Below are 20,151 nucleotides of genomic sequence, written 5' to 3'. Positions count from 1 at the left end.
CGCTCGGCGAGGATCATGACAGAGGCGCGAACCCGGTTTGCCGAGTCGGTCAGGCATCGCTCGGTGGCGAGCCGGTCGAACTCGGCGCGGACTTCGGGAGGCAAAGGGGCGCCGGCCTCCACGACGAGGGTGACGTGCTGACGGGTGATCGCGCCGGTCTCGCGCGCCTCCAGCAACGCGGGGTAGTCCTCGACAAGCTGGACAGCGTCATTGATCTGGCGCTGCATCGACCTGTCACTCACCCGCGAAGCAGCGCCGAGCTCGAGCGCTATCGACCGCAGCGCCATGTCGTGCGCACGAACCTTGGCCGTCTGGCCCGCGGCTTGCTTCCGCGCTAGCTGGCCCGCGCGAGCGAGGACCCGCACGCGCGCTACTTCTTCGCGCGCGGCCCGAACCTCGGCGTCTTCGAAATCGGCGAGGATCTGGCACAGGGCGCCGAGGTCGGCATCCGTGTACCCGATCACCGGTCCGATCGACCGGTCACCCTTCCCGACATTCGAAGACATGTTCTAATCATGACAGGGGCCTCCGACATTGAACCGGTTGCCCAGCTGCCCCCGGAACATCCACGCGAAACTTCAGGCTGGGGAGGAGGGCAGCGGGCACTCACTTCGAGTGAGCACGTCCGGGTGTGATCGCGACGCTCTGCGCCCTACGCGCCGGTGATGTCGTGGCCGGAGGGGATCGCGATGACGAGGCCCTTCTGCTCGACGCGGCATTCGATCCGCACAGCCTCGCCGAATTCGTCTCCGTCGAGCTGCACGGGTTGCGCTGCCTCGGGCATGATCTCCACGGTCGTGCCGCGGGAATAGACGATCGCGTTGTCCGCGGTCCGCAGCTTCAGGAATGCCTTACTGCGGTGTAGCCGCCGGCGCAGGAACCCGTTGATCCACGCAACCCGACGCCACACGAAGAACCAGCCGAAGAACCCCTTGGGTTGGATGACCGCGACATCCAGCTGCCCATCGGCGACCGACGCCTCGGGAATGAGCGTCAAGCCGGCCGGCAGCGACCCACAGTTGGCAAAAAGCACGCTCTGCACGCGGGAGGTCCGCATCCGCTGGCCTGACACCTCGTACAGGATGCGGAACGGCTTGGCGGTCCAGAGAGAGCGGGCTGCTCCGTCGACGTAAGCGATCCAGCCGAGGCGCTTCTTGAGGTCGCTGTTCGTGTTGGCGATCATCGCGGCATCCATGCCCATGCCGCCCATAACGACGAAAGCGTGCTCGTGACGCGAGCCGTCGGCACGCCGCAGCTCGGCCATGCCCACGTCGATGGTCTCGTGATCGCCCGAGAACGTCGCGGTCACCATCGCGTCGGGCGGTGACAGCGGCAGTTGGAGGTTGCGGGCAAGGAGGTTCCCGGTTCCCGAGGGAACGATCGTCAGGGGCACGCCGGTCCCTGTGAGCGCTTCGGCTACCGCGCGGACGGTACCGTCACCACCGGCGACGAGCACGGCATCCGCACCGGCGTCGAGCGCCTCCTGCGTCGCAAGCTGACCCAGGTCATCGACTGTCGTCTCGAAAAACAGCGGGGGTCCCCAGCCCGCGGCCGACGATTCGCGCTCGACCGAGGCGCGGATGGCATTCTGATCGACCTTGATCGGGTTGTAGACGAGGGCTGCGCGCTTGGCATCCCCCGGCTGAGCCTCGTGGCCGGTGACATCGACCGGCGAATCAGTGCCGGGGTCATTGGTCGACGCGGCTTCCTCGTCGGATGCGGAAGCGTGCGTCATGCACACACGATAACCCTCCCAGGCCGAGGAGCCGGTTCCGGGCGCTGTGACAGACTTATCGGGTGATCGATCCCGTGCTTCTTCGTGAGAACCCCGAGCTGGTCAAGCGCTCGCAGGAAGCTCGCGGGCACTCGTCCGAGACGGTGGATGCCGCCCTCGACGCAGACCGCGAGCGCCGCGCCGCAATCACGGCCTTCGAGGAGCTCCGTGCCGCGCAGAACGCCCACGGCAAGCGGGTCGCGCAGGCACCGAAGGATGAGAAGGCTGCACTCGTCGCCGAGGCCAAGGAGCTCAGCGCGCAGGTCAAGCAGGCCCAGCAGCGCGTGACGCTCGCCGAAGAAGCAGCAGAAGCCGCACTCTCACGCATCGAGAACATCGTCATCGACGGGGTTCCGGCTGGCGGCGAGGCCGACTTCGTGACGCTCCGCACACACGGCGAGCCCCGCACCTTCGATTTCGCACCGCGCGACCACCTCGAGATCGGTGAGATCCTCGGCGCCATCGACATGGAGCGCGGCACGAAGGTGTCGGGCAGCCGCTTCTACTTCCTCACCGGCATCGGTGCGCGCCTCGAACTGGCGATCATGCACCTCGCGCTCGACCGCGCCCTCCAGGCCGGGTTCACCCCCATCATCCCGCCGACCCTCGTTCGGCCCGAGGTCATGCGCGGCACCGGATTCCTCGGCGCGCACGCCGACGAGATATACCACCTCGAGGAGGACGACCTCTTCCTCGTCGGCACCAGCGAGGTGCCGCTCGCCGGCTACCACATGGACGAGATCATCGATTTCGCCAAGGGGCCCAAGCGCTACGCCGGCTGGTCGACGTGCTACCGGCGCGAGGCGGGTTCGTATGGCAAAGACACTCGCGGCATCATCCGAGTGCACCAGTTCAACAAGCTCGAGATGTTCGTCTACACGAGCCTCGAGGATGCCGAGACCGAGCACCTGCGCCTCGTCGAGATGCAGGAGCGGATGCTGCAAGACCTCGGCCTCGCATACCGCGTCATCGACGTCGCCGCCGGCGACCTCGGGTCGAGCGCAGCTCGCAAGTACGACGTCGAGGCGTGGGTCCCGACCCAGGATGCCTATCGCGAGCTCACCAGCACGAGTAACTGCACGACCTTCCAGGCGCGTCGGCTCGACATCCGTCACCGCCCCGACGGAGGGAAGACGCAGCACGTGGCAACGCTCAACGGGACGCTCGCGACCACGCGCTGGATCGTCGCGCTGCTCGAGACGCACCAGCGTGAGGATGGATCCGTGACGGTGCCTGAGGTACTGCGCCCGTACCTGGGTGGGACGGAGATCCTGGAGCCGGTCGCGTGACGGATGCCGTGGTGCCGCACACCGGTGAGGTCGAGGCGGTTCCCGAGGAGGATGCCGCCGAGATCGTCGAGGAACTCGCCGAAGAGACCGAACACCACCCCGGGAGCACGCCGCGGCTGCTCATCGCGCTAGATATCGATGGCACCGTGCTGCTCGAGGATGAGACCCTGAGTCCCGGCGTCGTCGAGGCTGTCGAGCATGCTCGCCGCGCGGGGCACGAGGTCATGCTCGCGACCGGTCGCTCGTGGGCGAGCACGCGTGGAGTCGTGCGCGTCCTCGAGATCGAACCCGACTACGTCGTGTGCTCGAACGGCACCGTCATCCTCAAGAAGATCGAGGGGGATGAGGTCCGCTACGAGCAGGTGCACACCGAGACTTTCGACGCGACAGAGGTCGTCACGCTGCTGCGTGAGCACCTGCCCGACGCGAAGTACATGGTCGAGCTCGAGGACGGCAGCCGCCTCTATACCGAGGAGCTCGATGACTGGAACCTGCTCGGTGCTCGCCGCGTCGCGTTCGATGAGCTCACCCGTGAGCCGGTGTGCCGCGTCGTTGTCGTCTCGCCCGATCACGCTGAGGGGGACTTCGTCGACCTCGTTGCGCAGGTCGGCCTGAACGAGGTCTCGTACGCGATCGGGTGGACCGCCTGGCTCGACATCGCCCCGCCCGGCATCGACAAGTCGACGGCGCTGGAGATGGTGCGCGAGTGGCTCGGCTTCGACCCGCATGAGGTGCTCGTCATCGGTGACGGCCGCAACGACCTGGGCATGTTCGCCTGGGCCCTGGAGAACGGCGGTCGCGCGATCGCGATGGCGCAGGGTCCGCAGGAAGTGCTCGACGCGGCCGGAGAGATCACGTCATCCGTTCACGAGGGCGGAGTCGCGGCGATTCTTCGCGCGCTCTGAACCTTCGCGGCGAGAACGTCGTCGGGGTGGTCGGATAGAGTGGACGCCGTTCGCTGGATGCCGCGTGCGGCGTCATCGGGAGGGTTGTCCGAGCGGCCGATGGACCTGGTCTTGAAAACCAGTGGGCAGCAATGTCCCGTGGGTTCGAATCCCACACCCTCCGCCATCGGAAGAGGCGTCGCCCGGAGGGCGGCGCCTCTTCCGATTCTCGGGCGCGGCGGGTTCGAGCCCTTGGGTGGGCCGCCGGCCGAGAAGTGGGCGCGTTCTGCCGCATCCTGCACCAATAGCGACCATGTGCGCCAATCTTCAGCATGGTTGCCGACGATATGCGCCCACCTTCGCCAGGGCGTGAGCGCGTGAGGCGCGGCGGGGTCAGCCGATCTTCGTGAGGGAGATGTTCGTCGAGCCTTCGGGGCTGGCGAACAGGCTCGCGCAGTTCGCATCCACTGTGACCTGGGTGTCGTTCGCGCCCGGAGTGTGACGCAACTGCAGCGGACCGAGGGGTCCGTCGGGGAGCTGGACCTCGTACGACACCGTGCGCGACTTGCCCATCGGTAGGAGCAGGGTGCGACTCAGCCCCTCGTTTCCGTGGTCGACTCCCGAGCGATCGTGGAACGTGCCATCCTGCCGGTCGCCCCGCTTCGGGTCGGTCCAGAGGATCTCGCCGCCGGGCGGGGCGAAGAAAAGCACGTCGAGCATCATGGTGCGTCGGTCGAGACCGCGACCGATGTTGCGCAGGCCCAGCGTGTAGTTGCTTGAGATGTCCGGCGGAACGCTGCTGTGCAGGTTCATGGTGACTGTGATCGTGCGCTCGTCGACGTTGCACGTTGCGTGCTGGTCGTATGACAGGTGGTAGTTGAGCTTGCCGATCGAGTAGTCGTTGAAGTAGATGCCGAGCTGCGTGGCATCCGTGTTGTCTTCGCGGAGTGTCGCATCGAGGCCGTACTCCGTCGCGAACGCTTCGAGGCCGGGGTCGTCGAACCACATCTGAATGCGACCCTCGCTGGCGCTACGAACGAGCTGATCCCACATCGCGCCGAACTCCCAGTTGCCGCTGGTGAGGGCGCTGAACATCTTCGAGGTCACCTCGTTGAAGAACGCGTCCATCGCGGCGTTGTTGTCGCCGTATCGCTCGTACGGCTCGCTCATCAGGAGCGCACCCGTGTTCTCAGGGGTGACTTGCTCTCCCGAATCGAGGGTGAGGGGACCGGTCGCCTCCAGAAGGTGGGCAAGCACGATCGGGTCGATGGAGATCGCACCATCGAACGTCGGCAGGTCCTCCCACTCGCGGGTCGCCTGGAAGAGGTCAACGGCGCGCGGGAAATCCGGGGTCATCGTGAAGTTAGACGACCAGTTGTCGAGCTCCGGAGGGTAGAGCGATCGAACCGTCCGAGGGAAGGTGATGAGGGAGCCGTTCTCAGTGTCGAAACCCAGCGACGGAAGCCGCGAGTACATCAGATCGACGCCGTTGTCTTGGCCGACGAGTTCGGCCTGCCCGTTGTCCACTTTGAAAATCAGCCAGTGGGCGACCCCGCCGCCGGTCGCACGGATCTCGGCGGGGGTTTGGATCATGACTTGATACAGCATCGGCCCATTGGCGCCGGCCGCCTGCAGCAGCGCAGGAAGGTTCTCTTGCGCGACCTTGAGGATCGGCACTGCCTGGTCGAGAAGCCCAACCATCTCGTCCATCGGCTCGTAGACGGCGGGTAGGACATCCGTGCGATCCATGCTCGCAGCGATCGCTGCGGCATCCTCGAACGACGAAATGATGGTCGGCAGCACCGTCTCGGCCTCGAGGAACGGTTGCAGGTTGATGCCGAGGCTTCCCTCGGCGCGCTGCTCATCGACGTTCGCGGCAGCGACCATGTTCACGACGGGTGGGATCGACTGGCTCGCGATCGTGTTGACCGCTTCGGCAACCGTGCGCACCGCAAGGACGTTGTTCCCGATGCGGGGGAGCGTGGATGCCAGATCCCAGAGTGGACCGTTCGCGGTCTCGGACGCGCGCTGGGTGCGAGCGACGATCTCATCGCCAGCATGCTGGAGGGTGTCGGTGTTGCCCGACACGGCGGCCTCTGCCAGTCCACCCAGCTGCGACTTGACGGTTTCGAGATCGTCGCGCACCTCGAGCACCTGGAGTGCGAAGACGCCGCCGACGATGACGGAGCCGACCAGGACCAGGCCGAGGGGGCTCAGGGCGATCCAGAACGTCCGCCATCCGCGGCGCCGGCGCGACGCCCCGGATTCGGGCGCGGCGTGACGGGCAAGCGGCCTCGCCGGACTTCTCCGCGTCCGTGCGTCTCGCCGGGTCATCGGGGCCGAGGGGGCGACGGATGACGCACTCGACCGGGTTCGCGGTAGGACGCCCTGCGGGTCTGACGAACGGCGCGCACGCAGGGCAGGCGCGTTGCTTGAGGAGGGCTCGCCTTCCGGGACGGAATCGGCCTGCCGGTCGCCGTCAACGGTGGTCACGGCGCTGATGTTACCGGTGCAGCCTTGCGTAAAAGCCGAGCGCAGCCCGTGAAAGCCGGAAAGGATGCTGTGCATCGCATATGTGTCTCAGAATCGCCGCTGAGCATGCCCACAGTGCATGCTCAGCGGGCATGGCATAACCTACCTTTCTTAAGGCATCCGTTCTTCGGCTTCGCTAACACCCGACGTCCTCCAGGACAACAACCCGTGACCGGACGGCGTCGCGCAGAGCCGAGGCGCAGCCTTGCGCGGCCCACCCCGCCGACTGGGTGCGTTGCGATCGTCGTCGGAAGGGAACTTTGTGAGCAAGACAGCACCGCAGCGCGGCCGCCACACGGTGGCCCGTCATGGGGCGCTGAAGTCGCCGCATCCGTTCTCGGTCTTCATGAAGGCACTCGGCATTGTCGTTGCCGTCGTCCTCGTTTCGGGTACAGGGGTTGCCGCCTACACGGTCTACGACCTGGCCGCCAGCTACGCCACCGAGAACACGGTCGAGCTCGAAGAGCAGGTCGTCGTTCCGCCCGACATTGGCGCGATCGAGGGCGGCGTGAACCTCTTCGTTGCAGGCACTGACGCCTGTGAGCCGGAGTTCGCGGCGATCTTCGGCGACCGCTGCTCGGGTTCCGATTCCGAGGGCGAGCTCAACGACGTCAACATGCTCGTGCACATATCGGATGCTCCGCGCCGGGTCACCGTGATCTCTTTCCCTCGCGATCTCATGATCCCGATTCCCTCGTGCGATCGGGGCGACGGATCGACGTCCTCGGCAATGAGCAAGCAGCCCCTGAACTCGGCGTTCTACGCGGGCGGTGGCGCGGACGGCGGCGGCCTCTCGTGCGTCGTCAAGACCATTTCGCAATTGAGTGGTCAGAGCATCCCGTTCGCTGCGAAGGTCACCTGGGGTGGCGTGATCAACATCACCGACGCGATCGGTGGGGTCGACGTTTGCGTCCAAGGTGGCATCAGCGACCCGCTCGCCGGCCTCTACCTGCCCGACGGAATCTCGACAGTCTCGGGAACCCAGGCACTCGCTTTCCTCCGGACCCGCAAAGGCGTCGGTGACGGATCGGATCTCGGCCGGATCAGCAACCAGCAGCAGTACATGTCGAGCCTTGCCAAGAAGCTCGTCAGCGAGAACGTGCTCTCGGACCCGGCGACGCTTTACCGCCTCGCGACCGTGGCGATCGACAACATTACGAAGAGCTCGAGCCTCACCAACCCCCTGACGCTCGTGCAGATCGCGCTTGCGATCAAGGATGTTCCGTTCTCGGACATTGTCTTCGTTCAGTACCCCGTGAACGGCGACCCGGACGACCCGAACAAGGTCGTGCCGAACTACGCCGCGGCAGACCAGCTGTGGGCAGCACTCGAGGCCAACGCGCCGCTCGAGCTGACCGGCAAGGCTGGAGCGAACGGGAGCGTTGTCGATGTCACGCCGACCGAGGAGCCCGCGCCTGAGCCCACCGCGGATCCGAACGCCACGGCCGCGCCCACGGAAGCGCCGGCTCAAGACGCCGCGGTTCTTCCGAACTCGATCAGCGGCTCGACGGCTGCGCAGACCACCTGCTCGGTCGGAAACCTCGGCTGACGGCATCCATTCGTCGCGGCGGACCGCAGCGGTTAGTATTGACGAGGTCATCCGCCCGATTCGGGCACGGATGCCTGGAGACGTCGCATAGTCAGGCCTAGTGCACCACCCTGCTAAGGTGGAGTCCCCTCACGGGGACCGAGGGTTCAAATCCCTCCGTCTCCGCTCAGGTGGGCTCGTTTCGATCAGGTGAGCCGGTTTCGGCCCGATTCGGTTCGTGGCAAGTCGTGGCAGAACTGAATGCCTGGTCAGTGCCCGATCGGCGGACCGCCGCGGAGGCCGGTCACATTGCCATGCAGATCGCCATGGACGCGGGCATAACGCTGTGGGTGGCGCGTTCTGCCACGAACTTGCCACGTCGGAGACCGAGGGGCTGCGCGCCTCGGTCCGAGACCGGTACGTCGAATCCCTCGGTCTAGGGGCCGCGAGACGCTCGCGCCCGCGGCCCGTCGGTTCCTCCACAGCGCGGGTTTCGAACGCGTTCTCCCCACGGCGTCGGATGCGGCGATCGAGGCTACGCCTGCGTCGGGATGCTGGCCGCATGGGAATCCGCTACTACGCATATGCCTTCGACGCCGACCTCGCTCAGCAGGCGGTCGATGACCCGCACAGCATCCTCTCCAGTGACCCGCTTGCTGACGCATGGGGCCTGGAACCGCACGCGAGCGTGAGTGTCGCGACGTTCGAGCAGGTCTCGCCGAAGCGCGACATGCTCTACCTCGACAAGGCCTGGTCCGCCCTGCAGTCCCTCACGTGTCCGACGACCGATGTTCCCGACGCAGGCTCCTGCTACCGGATGTTCGAGGGGAGCGTAACGATGCACGGGCTCGGGTGGGACCCGTGGGTGAGGACGATCCTCCCGGCGGAGGTGCCGGCGATTCGGGACGACCTCTGTGCGATCGACGAGGACCAGGTGCGAACGTGGGCGCGCACCTGGCGCAGTCGGCACGGAGCCGACGATGACGACGAGCTCCGCTACCTCCTCGAGTACCTCACGCGGGCACAGGAGTTCGTCGAGGCGCTCGCGACAGACGGTCGCGGGATGGTCTACCTCATCGGGTGACTCAGTCCGAGCTATCCGCTGCCGCCGCGTCAACGGATGTCGGTGCGTTCCTTCAGAATGGACGCGTGCCCGCCGTCGCCCAGGTTCTCGAGCTCGCCCAGCTTGCGGAGCGCGATGCGGCGTGGAAGCTGCTTCGAGCCGACAGTGCACCCGTGGTCGCCGGTCTTCTCGGCACCCATCTGGGTGGAGACGAGCGCCGAGTCGACGCTGAGGAGCTGTACGAGCGGATCGATGCCGACCTCGAGCGGCTCCGTGCGCAGGGGCTGATCTTGCCGCTGACTGCGAAGGGGTACTGCGGGGAGTGGCGATCGGCCGGCTTCCTGGTGCGTCGGCCGTCATCGGAAGCGCGGGGTGAGACGCTCGAGCTTTCCCCGGATGCGATCGCCGGGATCCGCTTCTTGCAGGGGCGTGCCGCCCCGCGTTCGAGTGTGACCGAGTCTCGGCTTGCGAGCCTTGCGGCGCAAGTCCGTCGCCTCGCGATCGACACCGATCCTGATGCGTCAGCGCGCATCGCACTGCTCGAGGAAGAGATCGAGTCGATCGAGCGGCGGATCGAGAGCCTGCGTTCGGGTGACGAGACCGCGATCGACGAGGACCGGGCGCTCGAGCGCGTTCGCGATGTGTTGGCGCAGGCGGCGGACGTACCGGACGATTTCGCTCGGGTGCGTGCTGAGTTCGAGACGCTGAATGCGTCGCTGAGGGCGAAGATCGTCGAGTCCGATGTTTCTCAGGCGTCAGTCGTCGACGAAGTCTTTCGCGGAATCGACCACATCTCCGACTCGGATGCAGGCCGCAGTTTCGCTGCCTTCTCCCAGCTCGTGCTCGACCCTGCACTCGGTGCCGCGTTCGAGGCCGACATCCGCCGCATCCTCGACCGCGGATTCGCTCGTGATCTCACCTCGGATGAGCGCCGGGCACTGCGCGCCTTCCTCACAACGCTCAAGGGACGAAGCGCGGAGATTCACGACGTCATCACATTGTTCGCCCGGGCGCTCCGCCGCTACGTGCAGTCGCAGGACTACCAGCGCGACCGGGTATTGAGGACTCTTCTGCGGGAGGCTCAGCACGCGGGGGTGGAAGCCGCTGCGCATACGCGCCCGTGGTATCCGACGTCTCTCACGCTGGATCTCTCTGCTGTCGCGCTGTCGAGCGTTGGAGCGATCGATCTTCACGATCCTGCCGAATTCGCTGCCACCGAAGAGGTCGTCACGCAGCCGGCATCCCTCGCGAGTCTTGAGGAGTTGCGGGCGATCGCACGCGAGACCGAGATCGACTTCGACGAACTCACCCGGAATGTCAACGACCTGCTCGCCGAGGTGTCATCGTGCACCGTCGCAGATGTCCTTGCTCGATACCCCGCGACCCAAGGTGTGGGCAGCGTGATCGGACTTCTCTCGATCGCCGCCGAGCAGGGCACCGTCGACGATGAACCCGAGGTGCTCGCTTGGCAGGGCGCAGACGGAGTTCCGCGGGCGGCGATCGTCGCCGCGCACCGATTCACAGGAGCGGTGACATGACCGAACCGACCACAGCGGATGTCGCCCCCGACGAGCACACTGGCCTCTGGCGTGGCGACGCGGGCGAGCTTCCGGATCGTACGCGGCGGGTCTTGCTGCGTCTGGTGCGCGGCCCGTATCTTTCCGGAGCGCGCGAGGCGCAGCTGTGGGCGGTGCTGCTCACCGACGAGGCTGTCCTCCGCTCCCGGCTTGCCGACCTGTTCCTCGAACTGGTCATCGATCGGGACAACGAGTTCGCCTTCGTCCGCAACGCTCCGTCCGAAGATGCCCCGAAGGCGGTGCGGTCTGAGGCGTTGACGTTCCTCGACACCGCAATGCTGCTTGTCTTGCGCCAGACGCTGCTGAGTGAGGAGGGCCGCGGGCGCGTGATCGTGGGGCAGGCGGAGGTGTTCGAGCAGCTCGCCGTGTTCCGCACCCCGGACCGTGATGAGAAGGACTTCGCGAGCCGCGTCAACTCGTCGTGGAACAAGATGCAGAACAAGCTCCGCGTGCTGCACGCCGTTGGCGATGACCGTGCCGAGATCTCGCCGGTGCTACGACTGCTCGTCGATGCCGACCAGATCCGCGCGATCACATCTGAGTACCACCGGATCGCCCGAGAGGGCGGAGGAGAATCCGCTGCCCCGTCGACGGATGCCGAGGACGACACAGAATGACGATGCTGAGCTTCCCCACCGACGAGCCGCAAGTCGATCCGACCAGGCCCGGCCAGTGGCGACTCGCCCAGATCGAACTCGTCAACTGGGGTACGTTTGCGGGCCACGTCTCCGTGGACGTCGCGCGCGCCGGCCACCTGTTCACCGGCGCATCCGGATCGGGCAAGTCGTCGCTACTCGACGCGATCGCCGCCGTCCTCACCCCCGACAAGTGGCTGCGCCTCAACGCGGCGGCTCAGGACGGCGCATCCCGGCAGAGCGATCGCACGCTGATGAGCTATGTGCGTGGCGCCTGGAGCAAGGAAGCTGACGAGACTGCCGATCGGGCCACCACGACCTACCTGCGCTCGAAGGCAACCTGGAGCGGCATCCTGCTGCGCTACCAGAATCTCCGCGACGAACCAGTCGTCCTGCTGCGGGTATTCCACGCACCCGGCACGCGCACCGAACCGACCGCGTTGAAGGACGCACGGATCTTCGCCCGCGGTCACCTGGGGCTTCTCGAGGTGAAGCCCCACGTCGAGGGCGGAATCGACGCTCGCCGCATGTCGAAGGCCTTCCCCGACGCGCTGATCACCACCGGCGGGAGACACGGACGCTTTCATGAGCGCGTCGTCCGCCAGTTCGGCTTCCGCGGAGACGCGACACTTCAGCTTCTCCACAAGACACAATCAGCGAAGAACCTCGGCACCCTCGACGCCTTGTTCCGCGGGTTCATGCTCGACCAGCCGGGAACCTTCGCGCGAACCGCGACCGCAGTCGAGCAATTCACGGAGCTCGATGCTGCCCACAAGCACGTCGTCGACCTGCGGAAGCAGGCTGATGCGCTCCGAAAGGTCGATGAGGCGATCACCGCGTTCGATCTGGCCGGCGCCGAGGTGGCGGCGATCTCTGATCTACACGATGCAGTCGAACCCTTCACGGCGGGACTCAAGCTTCGGCTCGCGAAGGAGGCCGCGGGCCCCGCGCGCGCCAGGCTGGCACGCGCCGAGAGCGAGTTGAGCGACGCCGCGCGCGAGCAGCGGTTGGCATCCGAGGCGCTGGACAGCGCGAAGGCGCGTGTTCGGGACGAGGGCGGCGCGCGGGTCGAGCTTCTGCAGGAGCGGATCGAAAGTGCGCAGCGCGCCGAGGATATCGCCGGGCAGTATCGAGCCCAGCTGACCGCTGAGTTGGCGCGCATCGGTGCGCCGATGCCCGAGGATCCCGAGCAGTTCGCCGAGCTCCTTGCGGCGGCCGTCACCGAGGCTGCGCGCGATATCCCCGCGGTGTCGTATGAGGTGCGTGACGCCGCGAGCCAGGCGCGCAAGGCAGTGGACGAAGTCACGAAGCAGATTCAGGCGTTGAGAGATCACCGGAGCAACCTCGATGAGAGGCTTCTGAGCGCCCGGCGATTCCTCGCGGACGCTGTCGGCGTGCCGGCATCGACATTCCCCTTTGCGGGCGAGCTGATCTCGGTGGCCGAGCAGCACTCCGGCTGGCGCGGCGCGGCAGAGCGAGTGATGGCGCCGTTTGCGCCGACGCTCCTCGTGCGCGACGAACACCTTGTCGCCGCGCGGCGGGCAGCCGACTCGCGGACACTCGGCGTCCGGCTCGTCATCGAAGCGGTCCCGCACTCCGTCGACGAGCCGCGTCGCCCCAAGGATTCCCGCTCGCTCGTTCATCGCCTCGTGGTGAGCGACGGGCCCTTCGCGTCCTACGTCCGCAAGCGAATCGCCAACGAGTTCGACTACGCCTGCGTTTCACACCCCGACGAGCTCGACGGCGTCGACCGGGGCGTCACGATCGGGGGCCTCGTCAAGCGCAACTCACGCAGGTACGAGAAGGACGACCGTCACGATGTCGGCGATGCCACCCGGTGGATGCTCGGCGGCGACACTCAAGCGCGACTTGAAGCGCTGCTAAGCCGTCGCCGCGAAGCGGAACTCGCGAAGGACAAGACTGCTGCCCGCGAGTCGGATGCGGACTCGCTCCATCAGGACGCTGTCAGTCGGCGCGACGTCTTCAACCGCGTATCGATGTTCACGTGGAACCAAGTGGATCTCGCATCCGCGACGGCGGTCACCGCCGCCCGGCGCGACGAACTCCGGGTGCTCACCAGCGAGTCCGGGACTCTCCGTGAAGCACAGGAAGCCGCGGAGCGTGCAACCCAGCGGTTGAACGAAACGAACGAGGGTTACGAACGGGCGGTCGGAGATCACGCTGTCGCCGGCAAGAACGTAGAAAGCATCGCGGCGCATATCGCCGGACTCGAGGCAACACCGCATGCACCGGTCGGCGAGCGGATCACCGGCGCCCTCGAAGGCCGGTTCCGAGCCGAGCGACGCTCGGTGATCCTGGAAACGGTGGACGAAGTCGCGCGAAAGGTGCAGTCGGCACTCTCGAAGGAGAAGGACGCCGCGGCCGGCCGCGCGGCGGATGCTGAGGCCAGCTTCGCCGGGCGCGCCGCCGAGTTCCGGCTCGAGTGGTCCGCTGCATCCGCTGAGCTGACTGCTGACATCCGCGACCGCTACGGCTACCGGGAACTGCGGGAGGGCATCCTCGCGCGCGGCCTGCCCGAGAAGGAGACCGAGTTCCGCAAGCTGCTGCGGGAACGATCGCAGGACGTCGTCGCACACTTGCTCAGCGATCTCCGCGACGCCCCGGGTCTCATCCGCGAGCGAATCCTCCCCGTCAACGCATCCCTGGGGCGGTCCCCGTTCGAGGGAGCGGACCGCTTTCTCGAGATCGATGTGAAGACGACGCGGACCCCGGAGGTTGACGAGTTCCTCACCGACCTCCGCCGCATCGTCGAAGGCAACTGGGCCGACGAGTCGGCCGCCGGTGCCGAGCAACGATTCGCCGTGCTGCAGCGCGTAATCGGTCGGCTTGGATCCAAGGACCGCGTCGACATGGACTGGCGCAACCGAGTGCTCGACACGAGGCTGCATGTGAGCTTCCTCGCGCGGGAGAAGGACGTCACCGGCCGCGTTGTGCGGGTGTATGACTCGGCCGAGGGGCTGTCGGGCGGCCAGAGGCAGAAGCTTGTCATCTTCTGCCTCGCCGCAGCGCTGCGGTACCAGCTGACTGAAGAAGAGGACGACGTTCCGCGGTTCGGGTCGATCGTGCTCGATGAGGCGTTCGACAAGGCTGACAGCCGATACACGCGCAACGCGATGGAGGTGTTCCGCGAATTCGGATTCCACATGATCCTCGCGACACCGCAGAAGCTGCTGCAGACGCTCGAGCCGTACGTGGGCGCGATCACGTCGGTGTCGAACCCCGACCGCGACGCGTCACGGCTGGCGAACGTGGTGTTCTCGGTCGATGAGACTGAGGTCGCCGTCCCGCCGCACGCGGAGTCGCGCGCGTGAGCACGCTTGTCACACCGTCTGACCTGCGCGCGCGGGCGAAGAAACTCTTCGAGCGCGATGCACGCACTTGGGCCGCCGAGCAGCAGACCGATGTCGCGCTCGACGTTCCGCTACGCCCGCCAACGGAGCGGGAGGCGCTGGACGATCTCGATCGGGTTCGACAGTGGGTCGACGCATGGCGCGGTGTGAGCGAGGATTCGGGTATTGAGCTCGAGTGGGTCGTCCGTCATTGGTCACGCATTGGGTCGCAGGAAGTCCCCATTCGCGCGGTGCTGCGCGGTTCGGATTCGATCGCTCGAGCGGCGGGCGAGGCGGATGGTTGGCGACGTCTGGTGGCGCGACTCGACGAGTTGAGGGGCCTGGCCGGGTCCGACGCCGGCGGCGTGCTTCGCGCCCATGCCCGCGCGATCGGCGATCTCGATGGCGCCGACTTCGACAGGCTCGTCCATGTGCTGGCCTGGTTGCGCGAGAACCCGGAATCGGGCCGCCTGGTGCGGGAACTGCCGATCCGCGGCATCCACACCAAGTGGATCGAATCTCGCCGCGGACTCGTGGAGGCGTTGCATCGGGCGGGAACCGGTGCGCCCGGACTGGGCCTTCGCGAGCCGTCACCGCTCATACGGATCCGTGCTCTCGATCCGTCGCTCTCATTCCAGGGGCTCTCCGATGTGTCGGCGCCCGTCGACGACCTTGCGGCAAGCACGATCCGACCCGAGCGTGTGTTCGTGTTCGAGAACCTCGCCACCCTGCTCGCGATGCCGGATGTGCCCCGAGCTATAGCAGTGCACGGTGGCGGTCACCGCGTCGATCTCGTCGCCCGCCTCCCGTGGGCGCAGACGGTCACCTACTGGGGTGATCTCGATTCGCACGGATTCGCCATTCTCAACCGACTTCGAGCCAGGGGAGTGGACGCAACGTCGGCATTGATGGATATGGATACTCTGTTCGACCACCGTGATCTGTGGGGGATCGATCCGGATCCGAATGTCGGCGTGTTCGAGCTGCTCACGCCTGATGAGCGCGCGGCTCTCCAGTCGCTGAGCGCGGAGGGCAACATACGCCTCGAGCAGGAGCGCATTCCGTGGAGCTACGCGCTCGCACGGCTCGGGGTGTCCTGACGAGGCATCTGATCGTTGCTCCAGCGCGCTCCTATTGACTTGTCGGTGACGCGTGGTACCTTAATCGCAACAAACGCAACCACCTGCGTTTACGTGTATTGAGGTGATTTCCGTGTCTCGCGCTGCAGTTGTTGAAGAGACGTACCTTCCCAGCAGGGGAGTCGAGCTTGCCCCTGTGCTGGACTTCCTCACCGCCCATGAGGCCGCCGGTCGGGCTCTTCCCGAGCCGAGGTACTTTCTTGCGGGGGCGCGTCCAGGTGACCAGGTGGAGCTTCCGGAAGAGGTCTACCTCGCTCTCCGCAAGATCGTGGACGCGATGCAGAGCGGGCTTGCCGTGTCAGTTGTACCCCAGACAACACGGCTCACCACCCAGCAGGCAGCGGATCTCCTGAACGTGAGCCGCCCGACCATTGTGAAGCTCCTCGACGAGGGCGAGATCCCGTTCGAGAAGGCGGGAACGCACCGCCGCGTTCTCCTCGCGGATCTCCTCGAATACCGAGAGCGCCGCCGTGAGCGTCAGTACGACATGCTCGCCGCCACGCGCGACTCCGTCGGCGAAGACAACATCGAGCAGACGCTCGAGGACCTGAAAGCGGCGAGGAAGGCAGTGGCAGCGAGGCGGGCTGCCCGACTCTGACTTCGCAGGCTGAGAGGATGGGGTCGTGTTCACGGCGACCCTCGACACCAGCGTGCTGTGGCCGAGCCTGCAGCGTGACTTCCTCCTTTCCCTCGCGGTCGAGGGCGCGTATCGACCGACCTGGAGTTCGGCGATCCTCGACGAGCTCGAGTTCCACGAGGAGGCCAAGCTCGTGAAGCGGGGGATACCTATAGCGGAGGCGGCCAGCCGCGCAGCGACCCTCATCGCTGCGATGCGGCGAGAGTTCGCCGACGCGGAGGTCGAAGGCTGGGAGCCGCTGGAAGGTACGTTCGGGCTTCCCGATCCGGATGACGAGCATGTGGTCGCTGCGGCCGTCATCGCGGGAGCCGGAGCGATCGTCACCGAGAACCTGAAGGACTTCCCTGCAGGCAAGATTCCGCCGGGCATTCAGGTGCTCAGCGCCAGGGAGTTCGCGAAGAACACTGTCGCGCTCAACCCAAGGCATGCACTCGCTGCGGTGCAGGAGATCGCGAGTCGTTCTGGCCGCTACAGTACAGCGCTCACCGTCGAGGAGATTCTCGACATCTTGCGAGATCGATACGGCATGATCGAAGCCGTCGAGATGATGGTCGAAGCCACGTCCGCGTAGTCTCCAGATCGCGTGACTGAAGGGCGAGTGCAGCCACCTGATTTCGCGCCGAACACTCGCCACGTTTCTGCCACGAATCGAACCCGGCCGACCTGATCCAGGAGTACGTCGGCGACGTCAGAATCCGCGGAATCATGCGGTTTGAGTTGGGCTCGATTGTCATTGGCGTGATTTCAAATCCCTCCGTCTCCGCCACTTTTCCTGAACGTAGCTGAGCTGATCTCTTCTCGAAGCGGCATGCGGGCACGATGGAGCATGTGACACATCATCCTCGAGCCGACGAGTGGATTGAGCGGCTGGGACTGCGCGTGCTCGAGGGTGAATCGGGGTGGTGGGCTCCCGCCTTCCGTTCGGATGTGGAAGTCCGAACTGCCGACGGCGCGGCGTCTCCAGCCGCGAACGCAATCTATTACCTGCTCGACCCTCGTCGCCCCATCAACGCGTGGCATTGGCTTGCTGTCGATGACACCCACGTCATCGTCGACGGTGGTCCGGTCGAGTACGTGGTTGTGGATAGCGACGGTGCGGTGACCAGGTCGGTGGTGTCTCGGGAGACGCGGCCGATGATCACTGTCCCGGCCGGATCCTACAAAGCACTTCGACTCGTCGACTCCGCGGGCTTTGCGTTGATCTGTTCAGTTGTCACGCCGGCCTGGACTCCCGAAAGGGTCCGAATCGAACCGCCGGCGCAAATCATGCGGCCCTCATGGCTCGACGACCTCACGATGTCTGAGCTGACGACCGGGAACGTGAGTGCTCCGGGGCGTCCTGACCGGCCGCTGACCTGATCAGGGGTACAAGCCTTCGGCCCGGCGAACTTCAGTCACGTCGCGACATCATCGGCTGTCCGACTCATCAATGCCTCCTCGAGCCGATCGACGAGCAGGATGAAGGCGTCAGCGCCACGCTGCTCTTCGGTGCGTTTGTTGCGTGTTCCTCCGGGGAGGAAGCTGCGCATGTCCTCGGCGTGCAGCTCGGCCGTTATCCGTCCGAGCGCGTGCACGAGCGCCGCGCCGCTATCGCCAGCCAGTTTGCCTCCAAAGCTGGTCATGCCGGCGGACTCTTCGGAGTTCTCCATCAGGGCCGTGATCGCTTCGAGAAGCAGTTCGGCGGGTTCGTCTTCCACAAGGACATCAGTGATCGTCATGACGGCACGCTATGTCGTGCATCCGACAGCGATAGAGTTCTTCAGTTTCTGAACACGTTCAGAAAAGCGCTATCGTCGATGTATGGACACCGAGAGGCGGCAGGTCGCCGTGATCGCCGGCGGCAGCGGCTTCGTCGGACGAGCCGTTGTTCAGGCGCTCGCCGAAGACGGCTACGCGATCCGCCAGGTCGGGCGAACTGCGGCGGTCCAGTGGGACGATGCCGCGGCCCTGGCGGAGGCGGTCGACGGCGCGGACGTGGTCATCAACCTTGCGGGCAAGTCGGTCAGCTGTCGCTACACGGATCGCAATCGCACCGGCATCCTGAACTCGCGCGTTCACACGACGCGGGCGCTTCGGGAGGCGATCGCGGCAGCGCAGCGCCCGCCTCGGGTGTGGCTGAACGCCTCCACCGCGACGATCTACCGCCACTCGACCGATCACCCGAATACCGAAACAGAAGGCGAGATCGGCTCGGGGTTCTCGGTAGATGTCGCAACGTCGTGGGAGCGCGAGCTCTTCGCCGGCTCGCTTCCCGACACACGCCGGGTTGCGCTGCGGATGGCGATCGTCATCGGCGACGGTCCGGCGACCCGGATGCTGCTGAACCTCGCCCGGTGGGGGCTGGGCGGCACGCAGTTCGACGGATGGTGCCCCCCGCACCACCGCTACCGCGGCATCGGTGACCAACCGACCGGCCCGGCGCGGGCGCCCTGGTACCGCACTCGCGGACGCCAGAGATTCAGTTGGGTGCACACCGACGATGTCGTTGCGGCCGTGCGCTTCATCCGTGACGACCCGCGCATGTCGGGTCCCGTGAACGTCGCCTCGCCCCATCCGAGCGACAATCGCACCCTCATGCGAACGCTGCGCAGCGTGGTCGGTGCGCCGGTCGGGCTGCCCGCCCAGCGCTGGATGCTGGAAGCCGCGATGTGGGTGCTGCGCACCGAGCCCGAGCTGGTCCTGAAGAGTCGGTGGGTCGTGCCGCAGGCCCTGAGCGATGCCGGCTTCACATTCGGGCACACCGACCTGCGAGCAGCGCTCGTCGACGCGAAGGAGGCGATCGATGCCAGCTGAGGTTCGACACACGAAGGGTGAGCGCACCCGTGAGCGCATCCGCTCCGCGGCGCTGCGATCATTTCGCGAGAACGGGTACGACGCGACGACGATCCGGGGGCTGGCCGACGAGCTGGGGATGTCGGTGGGGGCGACGAACTACCACTTCGCGTCGAAGAATCACCTCATCCAGGAGCTGTACCTCGACGTGCAGGAGCGGCACTGGGCCGCGGCTCAGCCGCTCCTCGCCGACGCAACCGAGCTGATCGAGCGGCTGCGGATCGTCTTCGAGACCGGACTCGACCAGCTCGAGCCGTATCATGCCCACGCGGGAGAGTTCCTCTCGGCTGCGGTGTCGCCCCGGTCGCCGATCAACCCCCTGTCCGCTGAATCGGCAGAGGCTTTCGCGATCGTCGAGGGGCTGTTCGCGGAGGCGATCGACGGCGCGGCACCGACGCGGCTAACCGACGACGTGCGGGAGCGGATGCCGGATGCGCTCGTTCTCGCGCACCTTCTGCTCGCGCTGTTCTGGGTCTACGACACCTCAGAGGGCCGCCAGCGCACGCGGCTCCTGCTCGACAGGTCGCTGCGCCTGCTTTCGGCGGTGCTGCCGCTTGCTCGCCTTCCACTCGTTCGCGGGGCGGTAGCAGAGGTGCTCGCCCTGGTCGGCAGCGTCCGCGCCTGAGGGCCCGCGTCGGTGGCGCGAGCTATCGTGGGAGCGGCCACGAGCAGGAAGAGCGCGCAATGACTGACTTCGCCCGGCGCATGAACGCCATCACGATCGAGCAGCTTCGTGCCACCGGCGCGACGAAGTGGTCGGCAACGGATGGCTCGATCGGGGCCTTCGTAGCCGAGATGGATTTCGGTGTCGACCCGGCCATTACCGCCGCCCTTCATGCGGCGGTCGATGATGGCGCCTTCGGGTACATGCCGCAGCGCATCGCCGCTGATCTGTCGGATGCGACGGCGGG

Annotated in this window: 16 protein-coding genes, 2 tRNA genes and 2 pseudogenes; 16 read left to right on the top strand and 4 right to left on the bottom strand. The window is 66.2% G+C overall.

All coding sequences use genetic code 11. The features are described 5' to 3' along the window. Nucleotides 1-506: pseudogene (locus B3587_RS01405) on the bottom strand (hypothetical protein); the annotation flags it as partial. A gap of 146 nt (nt 507-652) precedes the next feature. After that, on the bottom strand, nt 653-1,735 hold the full coding sequence (locus B3587_RS01400; protein WP_228178411.1) for a diacylglycerol/lipid kinase family protein: 1,083 nt from the start codon (nt 1,733-1,735) through the stop codon (nt 653-655). A 62-nt stretch (nt 1,736-1,797) separates the two neighbouring features. On the opposite strand from B3587_RS01400, the gene serS reads away from it, so the two are divergent. The 3 genes from serS to B3587_RS01385 all read left to right on the top strand — a co-directional run bounded on the left by serS (nt 1,798) and on the right by B3587_RS01385 (nt 4,134). Further along, a complete protein-coding gene (serS, locus tag B3587_RS01395) occupies nt 1,798-3,063 on the top strand; it encodes a serine--tRNA ligase (protein WP_228178412.1) in 1,266 nt (421 codons plus the stop codon). Further along, nucleotides 3,060-3,968: an HAD family hydrolase gene (locus tag B3587_RS01390; protein WP_228178413.1), complete on the top strand. Its 909-nt coding sequence runs from the start codon at nt 3,060-3,062 to the stop codon at nt 3,966-3,968. The genes serS and B3587_RS01390 overlap by 4 nt, the downstream gene beginning before the upstream one ends. Before the next feature lie 78 nt (nt 3,969-4,046). After that, nucleotides 4,047-4,134: transfer RNA gene (locus tag B3587_RS01385), tRNA-Ser, on the top strand. A gap of 206 nt (nt 4,135-4,340) precedes the next feature. On the opposite strand, the gene B3587_RS01380 is transcribed toward B3587_RS01385, so the two are convergent. After that, nucleotides 4,341-6,440 (bottom strand): DUF4012 domain-containing protein, encoded by a 2,100-nt coding sequence (locus B3587_RS01380; protein WP_292725988.1) that lies wholly within the window; start codon nt 6,438-6,440, stop codon nt 4,341-4,343. 301 nt (nt 6,441-6,741) lie between these two features. On the opposite strand from B3587_RS01380, the gene B3587_RS01375 reads away from it, so the two are divergent. From B3587_RS01375 to B3587_RS01330, 10 genes are all read left to right on the top strand, one after another. Beyond that, nucleotides 6,742-8,028 (top strand): LCP family protein, encoded by a 1,287-nt coding sequence (locus B3587_RS01375; RefSeq protein ID WP_228178415.1) that lies wholly within the window; start codon nt 6,742-6,744, stop codon nt 8,026-8,028. Between the two features lie 76 nt (nt 8,029-8,104). Then, nucleotides 8,105-8,193 (top strand) — tRNA-Ser (locus tag B3587_RS01370). Nucleotides 8,194-8,569: 376 nt separating this feature from the next. Then, nucleotides 8,570-9,091 carry a DUF1877 family protein gene (locus tag B3587_RS01365; RefSeq protein ID WP_292725986.1) on the top strand — a complete coding sequence of 174 codons (522 nt, stop codon included), beginning with the start codon at nt 8,570-8,572 and terminating at the stop codon, nt 9,089-9,091. A 65-nt stretch (nt 9,092-9,156) separates the two neighbouring features. Then, a complete protein-coding gene (locus B3587_RS01360; protein ID WP_228178417.1) occupies nt 9,157-10,608 on the top strand; it encodes a DUF3375 domain-containing protein in 1,452 nt (483 codons plus the stop codon). Further along, nucleotides 10,605-11,264, top strand: a complete 660-nt coding sequence (locus tag B3587_RS01355; RefSeq protein ID WP_228178418.1) for a DUF4194 domain-containing protein — start codon at nt 10,605-10,607, stop codon at nt 11,262-11,264. Before B3587_RS01360 ends, B3587_RS01355 begins: the two co-directional genes overlap by 4 nt. Further along, nucleotides 11,261-14,614: an ATP-binding protein gene (locus B3587_RS01350; RefSeq protein WP_292725984.1), complete on the top strand. Its 3,354-nt coding sequence runs from the start codon at nt 11,261-11,263 to the stop codon at nt 14,612-14,614. The genes B3587_RS01355 and B3587_RS01350 overlap by 4 nt, the downstream gene beginning before the upstream one ends. Next, nucleotides 14,611-15,732, top strand: coding sequence for a DUF3322 domain-containing protein (locus B3587_RS01345; protein WP_228178420.1), 1,122 nt, complete (start codon nt 14,611-14,613; stop codon nt 15,730-15,732). The genes B3587_RS01350 and B3587_RS01345 overlap by 4 nt, the downstream gene beginning before the upstream one ends. A gap of 112 nt (nt 15,733-15,844) precedes the next feature. Further along, on the top strand, nt 15,845-16,369 hold the full coding sequence (locus B3587_RS01340) for a helix-turn-helix domain-containing protein (protein WP_228178421.1): 525 nt from the start codon (nt 15,845-15,847) through the stop codon (nt 16,367-16,369). Nucleotides 16,370-16,394: 25 nt separating this feature from the next. After that, nucleotides 16,395-16,979 (top strand): PIN domain-containing protein, encoded by a 585-nt coding sequence (locus tag B3587_RS01335; protein ID WP_228178422.1) that lies wholly within the window; start codon nt 16,395-16,397, stop codon nt 16,977-16,979. 257 nt (nt 16,980-17,236) lie between these two features. Beyond that, nucleotides 17,237-17,767: a cupin domain-containing protein gene (locus B3587_RS01330; protein WP_228178423.1), complete on the top strand. Its 531-nt coding sequence runs from the start codon at nt 17,237-17,239 to the stop codon at nt 17,765-17,767. 35 nt (nt 17,768-17,802) lie between these two features. On the opposite strand, the gene B3587_RS01325 is transcribed toward B3587_RS01330, so the two are convergent. Beyond that, entirely contained in the window at nt 17,803-18,126 is a 324-nt protein-coding gene (locus tag B3587_RS01325) for a DUF222 domain-containing protein (protein ID WP_228178424.1), read from the bottom strand. Nucleotides 18,127-18,208: 82 nt separating this feature from the next. Between B3587_RS01325 and B3587_RS01320 the strand changes: the two genes are divergently transcribed. The 3 genes and pseudogenes from B3587_RS01320 to B3587_RS01310 form a co-directional block, all read left to right on the top strand. After that, on the top strand, nt 18,209-19,201 hold the full coding sequence (locus B3587_RS01320) for an epimerase (RefSeq protein ID WP_292725980.1): 993 nt from the start codon (nt 18,209-18,211) through the stop codon (nt 19,199-19,201). Next, nucleotides 19,191-19,865, top strand: a complete 675-nt coding sequence (locus B3587_RS01315; protein ID WP_292725979.1) for a TetR/AcrR family transcriptional regulator — start codon at nt 19,191-19,193, stop codon at nt 19,863-19,865. Before B3587_RS01320 ends, B3587_RS01315 begins: the two co-directional genes overlap by 11 nt. A 59-nt stretch (nt 19,866-19,924) precedes the next feature. Beyond that, a pseudogene (locus tag B3587_RS01310) lies at nt 19,925-20,151 on the top strand (aminotransferase class I/II); the annotation flags it as partial.

It is taken from the genome of Microbacterium sp. UBA837 (assembly GCF_002296025.1).
In the GTDB taxonomy this organism is placed as follows: domain Bacteria; phylum Actinomycetota; class Actinomycetes; order Actinomycetales; family Microbacteriaceae; genus Microbacterium.
Note: the sequence above shows the minus strand (reverse complement) of the source record. Positions and strands in the feature narration are given on the sequence as shown.